The following is a 17,288-nucleotide window of genomic DNA, read 5'->3' as shown; positions in this document are numbered from 1 at the left end:
CGCCGCGGGCAGCGCCGCCCGGCGCCGCGCCCGCCGGCTGCACACCCTCGTCGCGCTCCTCGCCGCCCTCGTGGTGGTGGCCGGGGTCGCCACCGGCAACGCCGTACGCGCCGAGGACGAGGTCACCCGGCAGCGCAACGACGCCGTCGCGCAGAACCTCGCCGACAGCGCGACGGACCTCGCCAACACCGAGCAGGGGCTGGCCGTCCAGCTGGGCCTGACGGCGTACCGGCTCTCGCCCACCGCCAAGACGCGCGACGGCCTCGCCAGCACGCTGATGACCGCCACGCCCGTGCACGCCAAGGAGGTCCTCGCGCTCGCCTACCGCCCCGACGGGCGGCAGCTGGCCACCGCGAGCGGAGACCACACCGCCCGGCTGTGGCGGACGCACGGCACCGAAAGCCCCGTGGCCGAGGCCACGCTGAGCGGCCACGGCGACGACGTCCGGACCGTGTCCTACCGGCCGGACGGCCGCGCGCTCGCCACCGGGTCCGCCGACGGGAGCGTACGGTTGTGGGACACGGCGGATCCGTCCCGGCCGGCCGTGCTGGCCTCCCTCACCGGACAAGGGGGCGACGTGCGCTCCCTGGCCTACGGCCCGGACGGCCGTACGCTCGCCACCTCCGGCACCGACGGCAGCGTGGGGCTGTGGGACGTCGCCGACACCGCCCGCCCCGCCCTGCTCGCACGGCTCGCCGGACACCGGGACGCCGTCCGCTCCGTCGCCTTCAGCCCGGACGGCCGTACGCTCGCCAGCGCCGGCGAGGACCGGACCGTACGGCTCACCGACGTGGCGGACCCGCGCCGGCCGGAGCCGCTGGCCGTCCTGGAGGGCCACGACAGCGCCGTGTTCTCGGTGGCCTTCGCCCCCGACGGGCACACGCTCGCCGCCGCCAGCGGCGGCCGTACGTCGATCCGCCTGTGGGACGTCACCGACTTGCGATATCCCGCCCCGCTCGCCGTCCTCGCGGGCCACACCGACGTCGTCGGCTCGGTGGCCTTCAGCCCCGACGGGCGGACGCTCGCCAGCGCGAGCGACGACCGTACGGTGCGCGTGTGGAGCGTGGCCCGGCCCGCCCACCCGGGCCTGCTGAGCACGCTCACCGGTCACCTCACCGCCGTCAGCTCGGTCGCGTTCAGTCCGGACGGCGCGGTGCTGGCCTCCGGCGGCTTCGACACCACCGTCCGGCTGGCGGGGACCGACGAGGCGCGGGTCATCGCCGGGGCGTGCGCGCACACCGGGCCGCGGATCACCCGCGCCCAGTGGACCGCGCACCTCCCGTACGTCGCGTACTCGCCGCCGTGCAGCGGCCTGGAAAAGCGCCCTTGAGCCGCGTCTTTCGGATCGGGCCGGGCGGGGGCGTCGGGCGTTAGCCTCGGGGGCGACGCCCGACACCGGCTCGGAAGGCAGGCCCCGATGGCGAGTTCCCCGAATCCCTCCGCTTCCGCCCGTTCACGGGTTCCCGTGATCGACCTCGGGCCGTGGCGGTCCGGCGAGGCCGGGGCGCGGGAGCGGACCGCCGCCCGCGTCGACGAGGCCCTCCAGGCCGCCGGATTCCTGCTGATCACCGGACACGGGGTGGATCCGGGACTGGCCGCTCGGATCCGGACGGCCGCCAAGGAGTTCTTCCGGCAGCCGGCCGAGGCGAAGGAGCCGTACGCCGTCGCGGTCGGCGGCCGCGGCTGGCTCGGCCCGGGCGCCGAGGCCAACAGCTACGCGGAGGGGGCCGCCTCGCCGCCCGACCTCAAGGAGTCCTGGTCCTGCGCGGCCGACGAGCCCACCGGGAACCCGTCCGTGGACGCCGAGTGGTTCCGCCCCAACGCCTGGCCGGCCGAGGTCCCCGCGCTGCAGCCGCTGGTCGTCGAGTACATCGCCCGGATGCGGGCCCTGTCCGACGAGCTGCTCGAGCTCCTCGCCACCGCACTCGGCCTCGCCGACGACCACTTCACCCGCCACACCGGGCACCCCACCTGGGGGTTCAACCTCAACTGGTACCCGGGCACCGAGGTGCTCGGCGAGCCGCTGCCCGGCCAGTTCCGCATCGGGGCGCACACGGACTTCGGCACGGTCACCGTCCTCGACCGCGAGCCGGGCTCGGGCGGACTGCAGATCCACACCGACGCCGACGGCTGGCAGGACGCCCCGTACGACCCGGCCGCGCTCACCGTGAACATCGGGGACCTGATGGCCCGCTGGACGGGGGACCGCTGGCGGGCCGGCCGCCACCGGGTGCTGCCGCCGCCGGCCGACGCACCGGCCGAAGAGCTCGTCTCACTCGTCTACTTCTACGAATGCGATCCGCACACCCTGGTCGAGTCGCTCGCGGCCCCCATCGGACGGGTGGTCCACGATCCCGTGGACTCCCACGCCTACCTGCGGGCCAAACTCGACGCGATCACCGTGTCCTGACCTCCTCCCGGAGGGGGAGCCGGGTGTCCGGCAGGGGGAGGCCCCGCTCCTCCTGTGAGGTGACGATCACGCACCGCTTCCTGCGTAGGTTCGACGTCATGAACCGACGCCGAACCGCCGCATCCCTCGCGTTACTCGCCCTCCTGCTGCCGCTGCCGCTGGTGGCCGCCGGCAGTGCCGCGGCCGCGCCGCCGCCGGCGGCGGCCGCCTCCGCGGACTCCCGCGTGGTGCTGCCGGAACTGCCCCGCCCCACCGGCAGGTTCGCGGTCGGCCAGGAGACCCTGCACCTGGTCGACCGCAGCCGGACCGACCCCTGGGCGGGGTCCGGGCCGCGCGAGCTGATGGTGACCATGCGCTACCCGGCCCAGCGCGGCACCGGCGGCCCGGTCCGGCCCTGGCTCACGTACGAGGAGGCCCGGCTGCTGCTGGCCGACCGGCAGCTGGAGGACGCCGTCGCGGTCGAGAGTCTGGTCGGGACCAAGGCCCACGCCCGCTCCGAAGCCCGTCCCGTGGCCGGCCGGTACCCGCTGATCGTCCTGTCGCCCGGATTCACCGTTCCGCGCGCCACCCTCACCTCGCTGGCCGAGGAGCTCGCCTCCCGCGGCTACGTGGTCGCCGCCGTGGACCACGCGTACGAGACCTCCGGGACGGCCTTCCCCGGCGGGCGCGTCCTGACCTGCCTGGCCTGCGGGAAGGCCGGCAGCGAGGAGGGGGCCAAGCTGGTCGCCGACAACCGGGCCCGCGACGTGTCCTTCCTGCTGGACCGGCTCACCGGCCGCCATCCGGCCTGGCGCAACGCCGGCCTCATCGACCCGGGCCGGATCGCGATGGCCGGGCACTCCATCGGCGGCTCCGCCGCGGTCGCCGCCATGGCGACCGACCCGCGGATCCGCGCCGGGATCGACATGGACGGCGGGGTGTTCTCGCCGGTCCCGGCGGGCGGACTGGGCGGCCGGCCCTTCATGCTGCTCGGCGCGGAGGAGTCCCGCCCCGGCAACACCGGGACCGGGGAGGCGAGCTGGGACCCCAACTGGAAGCGGCTCGACGGCTGGAAGCGCTGGATCACCCTCGACGCCTCCCACCACTTCACCTTCACCGACTGGCCGACCATGAGCGACCAGCTGGGGCTGCCGCCGCTCTCGCCGCTGCCCGGAGCCCGTTCGGTCGACCTGACCCGGCGCTACGTCGGCGCCTTCTTCGACCAGCACCTGAAGGGCGTCCCGCAGCCGCTGCTCGACGGACCGAGCCCCGAGGCGCCGGAGGTCCGCTTCCACACCCCGTGACCGGGGGCCGGCAACGACGAGCGGGTCCGCGGCGGCCGCCCGGGCGGGCCCGATTACCGCTGGTCGGCGGTGTTCGGCAGGATGGGGGCATGACCGAGATCCGCACCCCCCGCCTGCTCCTGCGCCGCTGGACCGACGACGACCTCGTCCCCCTGTCGGAGATCAACGCCGACCCGGACGTCATGCGCTGGATCGGCGACGGCTCCACCCTCGACCTGGAGGAGACCGCCGAGGAGATCGAGCGGTGGGAGGAGGAGTGGGACGAGGAGGGCTTCGGCCTCTTCGCCGTCGAGCTGCTGGCTTCGGGCGAGCTGATCGGTTCGGTCGGCCTGACCGTGGCGCAGTCCCCGCCGGAGGCGCGGGACTTCGTCGCGGTCAGCTGGCGGCTCGGAAGGCCGTACTGGGGCCAGGGCTACGCCTCCGAGGCGGCCCAGGCCACCTTGGAGTTCGCCCTCCAGGACCGCGGCCTCGACCGGGTGATCGCGGTGAACCGGTCGGGCCACGAGGAGTCCGAGAACGTGATCCGCAAGCTCGGCATGGTGCTGGACCTCGACACGACGGACCCCGAGCACGGCCACCTGCTCCAGCTCCACAGCATCGACCTCACGGAATACGAGGCCTGACCCGAGGACCCCGTCCGCGGCGGCCGGAGCGCGGCGGATCAGGGTCGGCGGATCAGGGCCGGCTGCCGGCCGGACCCGCCGATCAGGGCCGGCGGAACCAGCGGCGCCTTGGTGCGGCCGGCGGGCCGAACGGCGGGAGGGCCTTGAAGCGCTCGTCGAAGGCCACCGTCGGGGCGATCCGCCGCAGCGCGCCGCGGACCAGCGTCAGCGGGTGCCCGGGGAACTCCGCGTCCCACTCCTCGAGGTCGGCGACGTGGTACGGCAGACCGCCCGATACGTCCGGCCCGTACGGATGCGGGCGGAAGTAGTCCTCGTGGCCCACCCGGGCGCCGACCACGGCCTCCCGCATCCCGGTCGTGCCCTGCTCGCCCGCCTGCACCTTGATCACCGTGCTGCAGCCCGCCCTCGGCACGGTCCAGGAGGCGAGGAACACCAGCCCGTGCTCGGTGCCCGGCCGTCGGATCTTGACCAGTTGCCGTACGGCCGGGACGGAGTCCACCTCGCCCGGCACGGCCTCGATCAGCCCTCCGCCCGCCCGGGCCACGGACCGGGCGAGGCCGTGCCGGAGCCGGTCGGTCTCCTCCAGCGCCGCCGGCAGGTCCGGGACCAGCGGGAAGAAGTGGACCGAGAGGACCAGGCCCTTATCGTCGGTCCAGACCCCCTGCTCACGCTCGGTGAAGCCGGTGAGGTCCATGGCCGTGATCGGTGTCGGTGCGGATATCGGTGTCATGGGGATCATGATGCTGATCGCCGGCCGGGCGCGCAGCAGTGGGTCAGGCCGGGGCCGGGCCCGCCGGCGGGACCGGGGCTTCGGCGGCGTGGCCGCTACGGACCGCGGCGAGGGCGGCGGCGTGGACGGCCGCCGGGTCCCCGTGGTGCGGGACCGGGCTGCCCGTCAGCGCGTACCACTCCTCCGCGTCCTTGTACTGCACCTCGATCCGGACCAGGCGGCCGTCCGGGAGCGCCGTCGTACGCAGGGTCAGCGGGCCCGTGATGACGCCGACCTCGTCCGTCATCGCCCCGCCGGGCCCGGCCAGGACCTCGTCGCACCACTGCTGCCGTCCGCCGCCCTGCTGTCGTCCGGTCATGCCGCGCAGCTGTCCAGCATCGTCCCGAGCATCTTCTTCTCCGCTTCCGTCACGGTCAGGCCGTAGGTGGATTTCACGGTGGTCCAGGCCCGCCCGTACTGGCACCAGCTCGCCTTGTCCGGCGGCTGCCACAGGTCGGGGCTCTGGTCGCCCTTCGAACGGTTCGTGGCCGCCGTCACCGACAGCAGCTGAGGGTGGGTCAGGTCGTTCGCGAAGGCCTTGCGCCGCGCCGCGTCCCAACCGGCCGCGCCCGAGCGCCAGCCCTCGGCGAGCGGCACGATGTGGTCGATGTCCATCTTGGACGCCTCGGTGACCACGACCCCGTCGTACAGGCTCTTCCAGGTGCCGGAGACCGCCTTGCACTCGGAGTCCTGCTTCACGTCCGTGCCGTCCCGCTTGAGGACGACCTCGCGGGTGTCGCACTTGTTGCCCTGCTCGGCCCAGTGCGTGAACTTGGCCCGGCTGTAGCCGGCCATGGTCCCGGGCTGCGCGACCTTCAGCGCGGCCAGCTGGGTACGGGCAGCCGCGACGCCGACCATGCCGGGCAGCACGTCCCCCGCGGCCGGTTTGGCGTCCCCGCCGCCGGGAGCGGAGGGCGAGGTGCCGGCAGCCGGGGGCTTCGCGTCCTTGCCCGGCGCGGCGCCGGTACCCGAGCACCCGGCCACGGCCAGCAGCACCGTCGCCGCCAGGACCGCACCCCGTACACGTATCTGACGTCCCATGAACCCACCCCGAGCCGGTCCCGCACCGCACGCTGTCGCGGAAAGACTACCCAGAACCGGACATTCAACCGGACGACCCACCCGCACGGGACACGCCGCCGTCGAGCCGGGCGCCGTGCGGGCCGCCCGGGCGGCCGCCGAGCGGGGCCCCTCGGCGGGCGTTGTCAGTGGCTCTCGCTAGTCTCCCGACATACCGCAGCTCAGGGGGGATTCGTCCCCCTGGTCGACGCTGCGCGCATCCGGGATTTCGGGCAGTCGGAGGGGCACGTACTGATGGCATGGCTGGCAGCGGGCGAGGGGTACGAGATCGCCCTGGTGGAAGGGAAGGTGGCGGCGCGTTCCGCCACCGGCCGCACGGCGGGGCGGCAGTTGAAGACGCTGCCGAAGGCCCTGCGCGACCATCCCGAGGTGGACCGGCTGCGCCGGCTCGCCGAATGGCTGGACCGGCACGAGGCCGCCTGCATCGCCCAGGTGGACACCTGGATGGTGTCCTCGCTGCCCGTGCCGACGGCGCTGCTCGCCCGGGTCTGGCCCGACGAGGCCTGGCAGAGCGCGCTGCGCGACACGGCCGTCGTCGGAGACGACCCGGACGAGGTGGGCTTCCTGCGGGACGCGACCGCGGCCGGCGAGCTGAAGGTGGTCAATCTCGACGGGGAGACCGTACGGCTCTCCCCGCGCACGGTGACCCTGCCGCACCCGGTGCTGCTGCCCGACCTGGACGACGTACGGGACTTCGCGGCCGAACTCGGCATCGTGCAGCGCGTCGAGCAGATCCACCGGCCGACCTGGGAGAAGCCCGAGGGCCTGGCGGCCACCGCCACCGAGGTGCGGGACTACGCGGGCGGGGTCTTCGCGAGCCGGTTCGGCCTGGCCGCACGGGCGACGGGCCTCGGCTACCGGGTCTCCGGCGGCTACGCGACCTGCAAGGTCCGCGACACCGGCCGGAGCACGGAGGCGGCCGTCTGGATCGGCGAGCCGTACTACGAGGACGAGACGAGCACCGGCGCACTGAGCTGGCACGACGAGAACGGCCGGGCGGTGCGCCTGACGGAGGTCGGACCGGTCGCCTGGTCCGAGGGCATGCGGATGGCCGCGGCGCTGTACGCCGGGCGCAAGATCGAAGAGGGCGGGGACGCGCGATGAGCACCACCACCGGCACCACGGCAACGACCGGCGCCGAGGCCGAAGCCGAACTGCTGCTCAAGGCCGGCGCCGTGCTGCCCAACGGCACCGAGGGCGCGGGACCCTCGGCGGTCGACCTGACCGCACGCACCTACCGCCACGCCGCCCTCCCCGACGGCCGCGTCGTCGTCCGGCTCGCCGCCGCCGAACTGGGCCCGGCCGAGGACCTCGCCGCCGGCTTCCTGGGACTCGTGCTCGACGAGGAAGAGGGCGCGCCGCCCGTGGTCGGCCTCGGCCAGCGCCAGGCCCTCGGCTTCCCCGAGTGGGTCCTCGTCCACCATCCGCAGGACGGACACCACGCCCTCGCGGTGGTCCCCGAACTCGACCGGCTCGCCCGTACGGCCAAGACCAAGCCCAAGGCCGCCCTCGACGCCTGCCACGAACTGGCCGGCCGACTCGGCGCTGCCGTCCCGCACTTCCTGCCCGTCTTCTACGAGCAGGCCGCCCGCGTCTTCCTCGCCGTCGAGAACACCACGTACGCCGCCCAGCTGTTCGGCCGGGCCCGGACCAGCGAGGCGCAGCACGGCCTCCCCGTCGACGAGGACCGCCTCGACGGCGTCTTCCTCGAATTCGCCCTGGCCGGCGCCCTCCCGGTGAAGGTGCTCACCGGCTACGCCAAGGAGCTGTCCGCCCGCGTCAGCCCCGCCGAGGCCCACGAGCGCTTCCGCCGGCTGTGCGTGCGCCGCACCGCGGGCGGACTGCCGCCCTCCGCGCAGGCCGCGACCGAACTGCGCCGCCTCGCCCGTGCCGCCGGCCTCACCGGCACCGAGGCCGAGCAGGACTACCTCGCCGAGCTGCTCCCGCTGCCTGCCACCCTGCGCGCCGCGTACGGCTGGTGGAAGGCGCACCGCGCCGCGCTCGTCGCGCTGGCCCGCCGCGTGCCGTCCGTACGGGGCACCCTGCTCGGTCTGATGCCGCCCGGCGGCGGGGACGGCGAGCTCCCCGCGCTGTGGCTGGGCCTGCTGGAGGAATCCGGCGCCACCGACGGGCTGGTCCGCGCCGACCTGCCCGCCGAGCAGCGCTGCTCCGACGGCGCCGGCGGCTGGCTGGAGCGCTTCCACGCCGCCCGGCACACCGGATGGGGCCCGCGCCCCACCCTGCCCGCCCTGCTCGACCTCGTCGCCCGCGCCGCCGACCGGCTGCGCGCCGAACTCGCCGAGCCCGGCCGCGAAGCCGGCCTGAAGGTGGGCGTCGAGGACGCCGACCTGCTGGACCTGCTGCTCTCCCTGGACGTCCCGATCACCGACCCCGAGCCCGACTCCGGCTCGCGCCGGCGCCACGACCGGCTGAACCTGGCCGACTGGGCGCGCCGCGACCAGCGGCGGGACCTGCTCGCCATCGCCGCCGACCAGCGCTTCCGGCCCTCCTTCCGGCGCGCCGCGTACGGCCTGGGCGGTGACGCCCACGCGGTGGAGGTCATGCGGCTGCTCGCCGCCTCGCCCGGCGGCCGCCCGATGCTCACCGAGTGGATGCACGAGGTGGCCCGTGCCTCCACGGCCGCCGGCCTGCCCGGCCTGCCCGACGCCGTCCGCCGGCTGACCTGGCTGCCCGCCGAGGCGCTCGAACTCGCCCGCGAGGAGGTGGCCCTCGCCGCCGCCGCCGACCTCGGCGAGACCCTCGCCCGCACCCTGCGCGCCGGCCTCTTCGAGGAACTCTCCTGGCCCGCCTGGGAGAGCGCGATCGCCGAAATGACGCCCGGCGGCCAGGGCGGCGGGAACGGGCTGACCGTCGTCGAGGCCTGGCCGTACCTGATCGTCGCCAACTCCACCCAGGTCCGCGTCATCGACGCCGACTCCACCGTGCTCACCCACGACCTGCGGGCGGCGAGCAGCAACGCGCGCCGGTACGGATTCCACTACGTCGACGGCGAACTGCTCGTCTTCTGGGCCCACTACGGCTCCGGGGGCGTCGAAGGCTACTGGCACACCGCCCCCGGCAACGTCTTCACCGTCGACATCGACGGCGGTTACTGGAACCTGCGCTCCGAGGAGATCAGCCTGCCCCTGCCCGGCGGCGGCCGCACCACCGGCGGCGGGGTCCTGCACGCCGGGGACACCAAACTGCCCGGCGAGCGGCGGCTGCTGTCCGACGGGACCTCGTACTGGGTGTGGCAGCACCGCGACCAGGAACACGAGGGCGGCTGGCGCGAGTACGACCCCGCGGGCGGAGCCCTCGGCCGGTTCTCCGTGCCCGGCTTCCTCGCCGACACCCTGCGCGAGCACCCCGGGAACGGCAACACCGTGCCCGCCCAGTCCTGCTGGCTGCGGCCCGCGCCCGCCGTCGAGGGCTCGGTCCTCGGCGCGCCCGCGGACGGCCTGCTCGGCTGGCGCGTCGTACACGTCCCCGGCGGGGGCTGGGAGGGCTCCGACACCGGCGGCCGCAGGGTCGGCGTGCCCGAGGGCGCCGAGATGCCCGTCGCGGCGCTCACCTTCCCCGGCGACGAGCGGCCCCGCGCGCTGACCCACCGGTGGCGCGAGCTCAGCATCAGCGACCCGGACGGCGTGGTCACCGCCCAGTCCCGCAGCGACTACCGCACCGCCGCCTTCGCCACCGGCAGCGTCGAACTTCCGCCGCTGCCCTTCTGGTACGCGCTGCGCCCGCGCGACCCGCAGGCCTCGGCCGCACTGCGCGCGGCCGACGGCGCGACGGTCGGCGCCCTGCTCAAGGCGGCCGCCGCCGCCGAGGCGGCCACCGACCTGCCCGACCTGGTGCGCGCGGCGCTGCCGCAGGTCACCGCCCCGCAGCTGATCGGGGGCATCGTCGAGGTGCTGCGCTTCGCCCTCACCCAGCAGGAGGCGCTGGACGGGGTAGCGGCCCGGCTCGACCCCGACTCGGGAGCGGCCGACGGGCGGCCCGAAGGCCCCACCGACGAACTGATCGCCGACGCGCTGCACGGGCTCGTCGGCACCGGCTACTACCGCTGGGGCGCCCAGACCGACGCCCTGTACCGCTACCTGGGCGGGCTGGCCCGGGCGGCCGCCGACACCGAAGCCACCGGGGTGCCCGGCCGACTCCACTTCGACCTGCCCGCCCTGCCGTACTCCGCCCTCCCGTTCACACCGCTGCTGGACCGGCCCGCGGCCATCGCGTACCGGGCCGCCGCCATCGGGACCACCGACGAGCAGCGGGCCGCCCTGTGCACGGTGCTCGGCCAGGTGGACGCCCTCGGGCTGGACTCCGCCGAGGGCTCCGCCGACCGCTGGCGCCGGGTCCTGGTCCACCTCGACCAGCGCCACCTGCGCACCCCCGACGGCATCGAGCGCAACACCTCGCACCGCAGCCTGCTCCCGCTGGGCGGTGGAGCCGTCCTCGGCCTCACCGAGCACTGCGCGTCCGTGGCCGACGGGCACGAGTTCGGGGCGCTGCTGTACGACCCGGCCGGCCGCTTCGCCGTGCCCGGCCCCTACACCGTGCGGGGCGACGCCCCGCTCGGCGACCGCGAGCGCGGACCCGGCTGGCTCGCGGCCTTCCTGGCCGCGGCCGCCGAGCGCGGGGCGGCGCCGTTCCTGCCCGAAGCCGCCGAGGAGTTCGCCCGCCTCACCGGGGTGTCGGGCACGCTCGCGCGGCTGCTCCTGGCCGGGCTGCCGAACATCGACAGCTACGAGCACCACTTCCTGCCGGCCGAACTGCGCACCGCCCTGGGCGTCAAGGCGGCCGACGCCAAGCACGCCCGGAGCGAGCTCAAGAGCCTCGACCCCGAGGTGCGGCGCGCGGTCGTCGGCGCACTGCTGCCCGCCGACCCGGCGCGGCTGTGGACCGACGGCCCGGACGTGGCCGCCGCCGCGCAGGAGTGGAACCTGCGCGTGGGCCGTCGTACGCCCGTGCCCGAGTGGCTGCTCGCCGAGGCCACGCGCGCCGCGAGCACCGGCTGGGCCACGCACCGGGCGCTGGCCGCGATCCTCGGCCCGGCCCAGTCGCCCGCGCTCAGCGTCGACGTCGCCTGGGAGGTCAAGGGGGACCACGTCGAGCCCCGCGAACCGGCCACCGAGCCGTTCACCTCGACCGTCCTGACCGGCGCGCTGACCCTGATGGCCTGGGCCGCCCACCGGCTGCCCGCGGGTGACCCGCTGCGGTCCGCGCTGCCGCCCGCCCTGACCGCCGTGCGGCAGCGGCTCGCCGCACCCGAACTGATGCTCAGCATCGGGCACTTCACCAACCTGCCCGATTTCCGGAAGGCGGCGGGCACGCCGACCGAGACGGGCGAGGGCTACGAGCGGTACGGCGCGGTCGTCATGGCCACCGCGGACGACCGGCCCAAGCCCGCGCTGCGGACGGCCCTGCTCGACTCGACCGGCTCCGACCCGTACCTGCCCGCGCTGCGCGGCGAAGACCAGCTGCCCTCGCCGGTGGAGACGGCGCTGCGGGCCGTCCACGACCCGCGGTTCGCGCAGCTCCTGGCGGATCCGGGTGCGCCGGCCGGCGGCGCCGTCGACAAGGACGGCACGTGGTGGCCGCAGGACCCGAGCCGCTCGGTGCCCGAGCTGGTAGCGGAGGTGTCCGGGGCGCACGGCCTGGGCGCGGACGCGGCCGCCGTGTACCTGGCGCTGCTCGCCATGCCCGATCCCACCGACCGCAACCTGGCGCGCTGGACGGGCTGGAAGCCGGCCCGCCTGAAGGCCGCGCGCGCCGAGCTGGCCGCCACCGAACTGGTGGTGACCGCTTCCCGGACCCGGGCCGGGCGTTCGCTCTTCCTGCCGGGCGGCTGGGCGGAGATGCCCTCGCCGGTGCTGCCCGTGGAGCTGTGGAAGCTGCCGATGTACGGGCTGGCCCAGGGCGGGCGGCCGGTGCTCGGGGTTCTCGTGCCGGACGAGCCGGCCGCGGACCTCTACCGGCGGGCCTGGCAGCGGGTCCGCGAAGGCGACGTACCGCGCTTCGAGGCCCTGAAGGTCAAGCGCACCCGCGCACGCCGCCGCTGACGCCCGAGCCGGCCGCCGGCGCGGCGCCCCCTCCCTGGTGAGGGGGCGCCGCGCCGGGCCCGCTACCCCGTGCCAGCCTCCACCGGCACCCCGTACGCCCGTATCTGTCGAAGGAAACACCACGTCATGACCCTGACCGACACGACCGTTCAGAGCCCCGCCCGGCAATCGCTGCCCGCCGAGGAGCGGTACGCCGCCGAACTCGCCTTCCTCGCCGCACAGGACACCGGCCCCCGCCCGCCCGGCTGGGCGCTCACCCCGCGCGCCGTGGTCACCTTCGTGTGCGGCAGCGAGGGCGCGGAGCTGACCCTCGCGGGCCGCCGCCCCGCCGGACTCCCGGCCAAGCTGGTGATCGCCCCGAAGTTCGTCGGCGAACGCGCCCTCGTCGAGCGCTGCGTCGTCACCCTCGCCGGGGAGCGCGGCCTGCTGCTCACCGGAGAGCCCGGCACCGCGAAGTCGATGCTGTCCGAGCTGCTGGCCGCCGCCGTCTGCGGCACCAGCGCGCTCACCGTGCAGGGCACGGCCGGTACGACCGAGGACGCCTTCCGGTACGGCTGGAACTACGCCCTGCTGCTCGCCCAGGGCCCGACCTCCCAGGCGCTCGTCGACTCCCCGGTGCTCTCCGCCATGCGGACGGGGCGGGTGGTCCGCGTCGAGGAGATCACCCGCTGCCTGCCCGAGGTGCAGGACGCGCTGGTGTCGATCCTGTCCGACCGGCGGGTGAGCGTGCCCGAACTGACCGCCACCGAGGACGCGGTGGTCTGCGCCGCCCCCGGGTTCACGGTCATCGCCACCGCCAACCTGCGGGACCGCGGAGTCTCCGAGATGTCCGCCGCCCTCAAGCGGCGCTTCAACTTCGAGACGGTGGCCCCGATCGCGGACGCGGACGCCGAGGCCACGCTGATCCGCCGTCAGGCGGTGGCGGCGGTGCAGCGGGCGGGCGCGGCGTTCGCAGTGGACGACTCCGTGCTCGACGCGCTGGTCACGGTCTTCCGGGACCTGCGGTCGGGGCGCTCGGCCGAGGGCTGGGACGTGGAGCGGCCCGGTACGGTCATGTCCACCGCCGAGGCGGTCCAGGTGGCGGCCTCGCTCGGCGTGGCAGCGGCGTACCTGCCGGGCGGCGACGTACTGGACCTGCTGCCCGGGCACCTGCTGGGCGTGGTCCGCAAGGACGACCCGGCCGACCACGGCCGCCTGCTGGGCTACTGGGACGGCCCGGTCCGCCGCCGCGCCGAAGACGGCTCGGCCATGTGGCGCCGTCTGTGGGACCTGCGCGGGAACCTCCGATGACGGCCCCCGACGACCGCGCCGAGCTCACCGCCCCCGCCGACCAGCCGGCCGCCGGCGCTCCGGCCGCGCCCACCGCCCCGTCGCCGGGAGCCGATCCGCGGTCGGTCGTGGACGGGCTCGCCGCGTCGACGGCGCCGTACCTGCTGGGCGTACGGCACCACAGCCCCGCCCTGGCGGCGGTGGTGCCCGCGCTGCTCGACGCCGCGGAGGCGGAGGTCGTGTGCGTCGAGCTGCCGACCGACTTCCAGCCGTGGCTGGAGCACCTGGCGGACCCCGAGACCGTCGCCCCCGTCGCCCTGGCGGGCACGGGCCGGGAGGGCGGGCTCGCCTTCTACCCGTTCGCGGACTTCTCCCCGGAGCTGGCCGCGATCCGCTGGGCGCGGGCGCGCGGGGCGGAGGTCCGCTGCTGCGACCTCCCGCTGACCGACCCCGGCTGGACCGCCGCCCGGTCCCAGGCCCCGGCTCCGCCGGGCCCTGCCTCGTACGCGCAGGCGCTGGCCGCCTCCGGCACCGGGCGCGACGGCGACGACCTGTGGGACCGGGCCGTGGAGGTGCTGGCTCCCGGCTGCGCCCCGGAAGCCGTGCGGCGGGCCGCCCTCGGCGTGGGCTGGGCCCTGCGCCAGGACGGCCCGGTCCCCGCGACCGACCTGGCCCGCGAGGCCCACATGCGCGGTGTCATCGGCGCCGCCGCGGCCGGCGGCCGAAAGGTCGCCGCGCTCATCGGCGCCTTCCACGCCCCGGCCCTGCTCGGCGCGGACGCGTCCGCCCCGGCCCCGCATGCCGTGGCCGCCGGCGCGGCCATCGGTCTTGATCCGGCAGACGCAGGGGCGCCGGCCGTCGCTCCCCGCGTGGTCGGGGGCGCCGAGTCCGGGCAGGCGCCGGCGGGTGCCGCCGGCGGTCCGGTGTCCGGAGGCGCTGCCGGGACGGGCTCGGTACCCGGACCCGGGGCCGTGACCTCCCTCGTCCCCTACTCCTTCGACCTGCTGGACTCCCGCTCCGGGTACCCCGCCGGGATCCGGGATCCGCTGTGGCAGCAGGCCGTGCTCCGGGCCGGTGGCGATGCGGGCGGGGTGCGTGATGCCGCCTCCGTCGCCGTCACCGGCATCTGCCGGGAGCTGCGCCGCGCCGGGCACACGGCCGGGACCGGCGAGGCCGCCGAGACGCTGCGGCTCGCCTGCGATCTGGCCGTCCTGCGCGGGCTTCCCGCACCCGGCCGGGGCGAGCTCCTCGAAGCCGTCACCACCGTGCTCGGCCAGGGCGAACTCCTCGGCCGGGGACGGGCGTTGGCCCGCGCCCTGGAAGCCGTGCTCGTCGGTTCCGGCCGCGGCCGGATCACCCCGCACGCCCCGCGCTCGGGACTGGGCCCCTCCGTCGAGGCCGAGCTGGCGGAGCTGCGGCTGCCCGGTCCCGAGGACCCCGCCCCCCGTGAGGTCCGCCTCGATCCGCTCCGCTCCCCGCTCGACCGCCGCCGCGAGGTCCTGCTCCGGCGGCTGGCCGTCTGCGGGGCCTCGTACGGGGAGCCCCTCGACGTGGCCGGCACCGGCGACGGCACGGCCCTCGGCACCAAGTGGCGGCTGACCTGGACGCCCTCCGTCCCGGCCCGCCTCGACCTGGCCGGCGTCCGTGGGGTCACCGCCGCACAGGCGGCCGCCGGGACACTGCGCGAAACCGCCCGGCGGGCCGCCGCGGACGGCGGTCCGACCCCGGCCCAGGTCCTGACCGGCCTGGCCGCCGCCGCCCGGTGCGATCTGCCCGAGCTGGTCGTCGTACGGCTGGAAGAGGCCGCCGAGATCCTCCCGCAGACCGCCGCCCTGCCCGAACTCCTGGAGTCGCTGGACCTCTTGGAGGGGCTCTCCCGCGGGCACTTCCCCGGTACCTCCGACGGCTCCCGCGCCGCCGCGGCCGCGCTCACCGCCCCGCTGCTCGAAGCCGCCGTACGGGCCCTTCCCGGCCTCGCCGGCAGCGAGGACCCCGCCGACGCGCGCGCCCTCGTGGCCCTCGCCGACCGGGCCGCCACCCTCCACCTGGGCCTGCGGATGGACGCCGCGCTCGCGGAACTGGCCTCCACCGCCTCGCCGTTGATGCAGGGCGCGGCACTGGCGGTACGGGTACTGCTGGACCTCGACCCGGCCGCCGGTCTCGGGGACCGGGCCGCCGGCTGGATCGACGGCGCCGCCACCCCCGACGCCCGGCGCTCCCTCGCCCGCCGCCTCGGCGGCGTCCTGGCCGCAGCCGGACCGCTGCTCCAGTCCTCCGCCGCCGCCCTCACCCCGGTCCTGGACCGTGTCGACGGCCTCGCCGACCAGGAGTTCCTGGACCGGCTCCCGGCCCTGCGCGGTGGCTTCGACGTACTCGCCCCGGCCGCGCGAGACCGGCTGCTGGACACCGTCACCGAACGGCTCGGCGACCGCCTCGACCTGTCCCTCGACGCGCCGCCCGCGCTGCTCGCCCTGTGGGCCGCCGCGGACGCCGCCGGCGCCGCCGCGCTCAAGGCCATCGAGGGGCTGCCGGGCGGCGACGCACCGGCTCCCGGGCCCGGCGCGGAGCCACAGGCACCCGTACCGTCCGCAGCGTCCGTACCCTCTGCACCGTCCGTACCGTCCGTACCAACGCCGCTGCGGCAGGCCGACCAACGGCTGGCCCCCGCCGACCGCTGGCGCCTGCTGCTGGGCCGCCAGCGCGACCGGCTCCCCGTGGGCGCCCGGTGCTACGCGCACGCCCTCGACGAGCTGTACGGCAACGGCCGCGGCGAAGGCTCCACCGACCTGGAGGGGGGCCGGGGCGCGGGCGGCGGTGGCGGCTCGGAAGTCTCGTTCCCCACGGCCCGCGAATGGTCGCAGGAGCTCGAAGCGCTCTTCGGCGCCGACGTGCGCGAGGAGGTGCTCGCCGACGCGGCCGACGCAGGCCGCGCCGACGTGCTGAGCCAGCTCGACCCGGCGGCCGTCCGCCCCTCGGTGGAACTGCTCAGCTCCGTGCTGTCGCTGGCCGGCGGCATGCCGGAGGCCCAACTCGCCCGGCTGCGTCCCCTGGTCAGGCGACTGGTCGACGAGCTCGCCAAGGAGCTCGCCACCCGGATGCGCCCGGCGCTCTCCGGGCTCGCCACCCCGCGCCCCACCCGCCGCCCCGGCGGCAGGCTCGACCTGGCGCGGACCCTGCGCGCCAACCTCGCGCACACCCGCCGCCTCGGGGACGGCCGGGTCGTCGTCGTCCCGGAACGGCCCGTGTTCAGCACCCGGGTCAGCAGGGAGGCGGACTGGCGGCTGATCCTCGTCGTCGACGTCTCCGGATCGATGGAGGCCTCGGTCATCTGGTCGGCCCTGACCGCCGCCGTCCTCGGCGGTGTGCCGACCCTGTCCACCCACTTCCTGGCCTTCTCCACGCAGGTCGTGGACCTGACCGACCGGGTCGAGGACCCGCTGTCGCTGCTGCTGGAGGTCCGCGTCGGCGGCGGTACCCACATCGCGGCGGGTCTCGCCCACGCGCGCTCCCTGATGACCGTGCCGAGCCGCACGCTCGTCGTCGTGGTCAGCGACTTCGAGGAGGGCGCGCCGATCGGCGGACTCCTCGGGGAGGTTCGCGCGCTGGCCGCGTCCGGCGCCCACCTGCTGGGCTGCGCGGCGCTCGACGACGCGGGCGCGCCCCGGTACTCGGTCCCCGTCGCCCGGCAGCTCGTCGCGGCCGGCATGCCGGTGGCCGCCCTCAGTCCGCTCGCCCTCGCCCGCTGGGTGGGCGACCGCCTCCGTGGAGAATCCCGTTGAGCAGTGAGTCGAGTCA

Annotated in this window: 11 protein-coding genes; 8 read left to right on the top strand and 3 right to left on the bottom strand. The window is 76.1% G+C overall.

Annotated elements, in window-relative coordinates; genetic code table 11:
* The 4 genes from K7B10_RS05145 to K7B10_RS05130 all read left to right on the top strand — a co-directional run.
* On the top strand, positions 1-1,330 hold a 1,330-nt coding region (locus K7B10_RS05145), incomplete at its 5' end, for a WD40 repeat domain-containing protein (RefSeq protein ID WP_229334748.1).
* Positions 1,331-1,417: 87 nt separating this feature from the next.
* The gene (locus K7B10_RS05140) at positions 1,418-2,410 is read left to right on the top strand and encodes an isopenicillin N synthase family dioxygenase (protein ID WP_229334747.1); all 993 of its coding nucleotides are present in this window, start codon (positions 1,418-1,420) and stop codon (positions 2,408-2,410) included.
* A 98-nt stretch (positions 2,411-2,508) separates the two neighbouring features.
* Positions 2,509-3,693 (top strand): alpha/beta hydrolase family protein, encoded by a 1,185-nt coding sequence (locus tag K7B10_RS05135; protein ID WP_229334746.1) that lies wholly within the window; start codon positions 2,509-2,511, stop codon positions 3,691-3,693.
* A gap of 89 nt (positions 3,694-3,782) precedes the next feature.
* Positions 3,783-4,316, top strand: coding sequence for a GNAT family N-acetyltransferase (locus tag K7B10_RS05130; RefSeq protein ID WP_229334745.1), 534 nt, complete (start codon positions 3,783-3,785; stop codon positions 4,314-4,316).
* Positions 4,317-4,398: 82 nt separating this feature from the next.
* On the opposite strand, the gene K7B10_RS05125 is transcribed toward K7B10_RS05130, so the two are convergent.
* Genes K7B10_RS05125 through K7B10_RS05115 form a run of 3 tightly spaced genes read right to left on the bottom strand, consistent with a single transcriptional unit; the run spans position 4,399 to position 6,126 of the window.
* Positions 4,399-5,046 (bottom strand): hypothetical protein, encoded by a 648-nt coding sequence (locus K7B10_RS05125; RefSeq protein WP_229334744.1) that lies wholly within the window; start codon positions 5,044-5,046, stop codon positions 4,399-4,401.
* 43 nt (positions 5,047-5,089) lie between these two features.
* Positions 5,090-5,404 carry a hypothetical protein gene (locus K7B10_RS05120; protein ID WP_229334743.1) on the bottom strand — a complete coding sequence of 105 codons (315 nt, stop codon included), beginning with the start codon at positions 5,402-5,404 and terminating at the stop codon, positions 5,090-5,092.
* Positions 5,401-6,126 carry an HNH endonuclease family protein gene (locus K7B10_RS05115; RefSeq protein ID WP_229334742.1) on the bottom strand — a complete coding sequence of 242 codons (726 nt, stop codon included), beginning with the start codon at positions 6,124-6,126 and terminating at the stop codon, positions 5,401-5,403. Before K7B10_RS05115 ends, K7B10_RS05120 begins: the two co-directional genes overlap by 4 nt.
* Before the next feature lie 273 nt (positions 6,127-6,399).
* Between K7B10_RS05115 and K7B10_RS05110 the strand changes: the two genes are divergently transcribed.
* The 4 genes from K7B10_RS05110 (at position 6,400) to K7B10_RS05095 (ending at position 17,272) form a co-directional block, all read left to right on the top strand.
* Positions 6,400-7,269 (top strand): DUF4132 domain-containing protein, encoded by an 870-nt coding sequence (locus K7B10_RS05110; RefSeq protein WP_229334741.1) that lies wholly within the window; start codon positions 6,400-6,402, stop codon positions 7,267-7,269.
* Positions 7,266-12,224, top strand: coding sequence for a DNA-binding protein (locus K7B10_RS05105; RefSeq protein ID WP_229334740.1), 4,959 nt, complete (start codon positions 7,266-7,268; stop codon positions 12,222-12,224). The genes K7B10_RS05110 and K7B10_RS05105 overlap by 4 nt, the downstream gene beginning before the upstream one ends.
* A 126-nt stretch (positions 12,225-12,350) precedes the next feature.
* Positions 12,351-13,514 carry an ATP-binding protein gene (locus tag K7B10_RS05100; RefSeq protein ID WP_229334739.1) on the top strand — a complete coding sequence of 388 codons (1,164 nt, stop codon included), beginning with the start codon at positions 12,351-12,353 and terminating at the stop codon, positions 13,512-13,514.
* On the top strand, positions 13,511-17,272 hold the full coding sequence (locus K7B10_RS05095; RefSeq protein ID WP_229334738.1) for a vWA domain-containing protein: 3,762 nt from the start codon (positions 13,511-13,513) through the stop codon (positions 17,270-17,272). Before K7B10_RS05100 ends, K7B10_RS05095 begins: the two co-directional genes overlap by 4 nt.
* The last annotated feature ends 16 nt before the right edge of the window (positions 17,273-17,288 follow it).

Origin of the sequence: Streptomyces flavotricini (genome assembly GCF_020639365.1) — a bacterium.
GTDB lineage: Bacteria > Actinomycetota > Actinomycetes > Streptomycetales > Streptomycetaceae > Streptomyces > Streptomyces flavotricini.
Note: the sequence above shows the minus strand (reverse complement) of the source record. Positions and strands in the feature narration are given on the sequence as shown.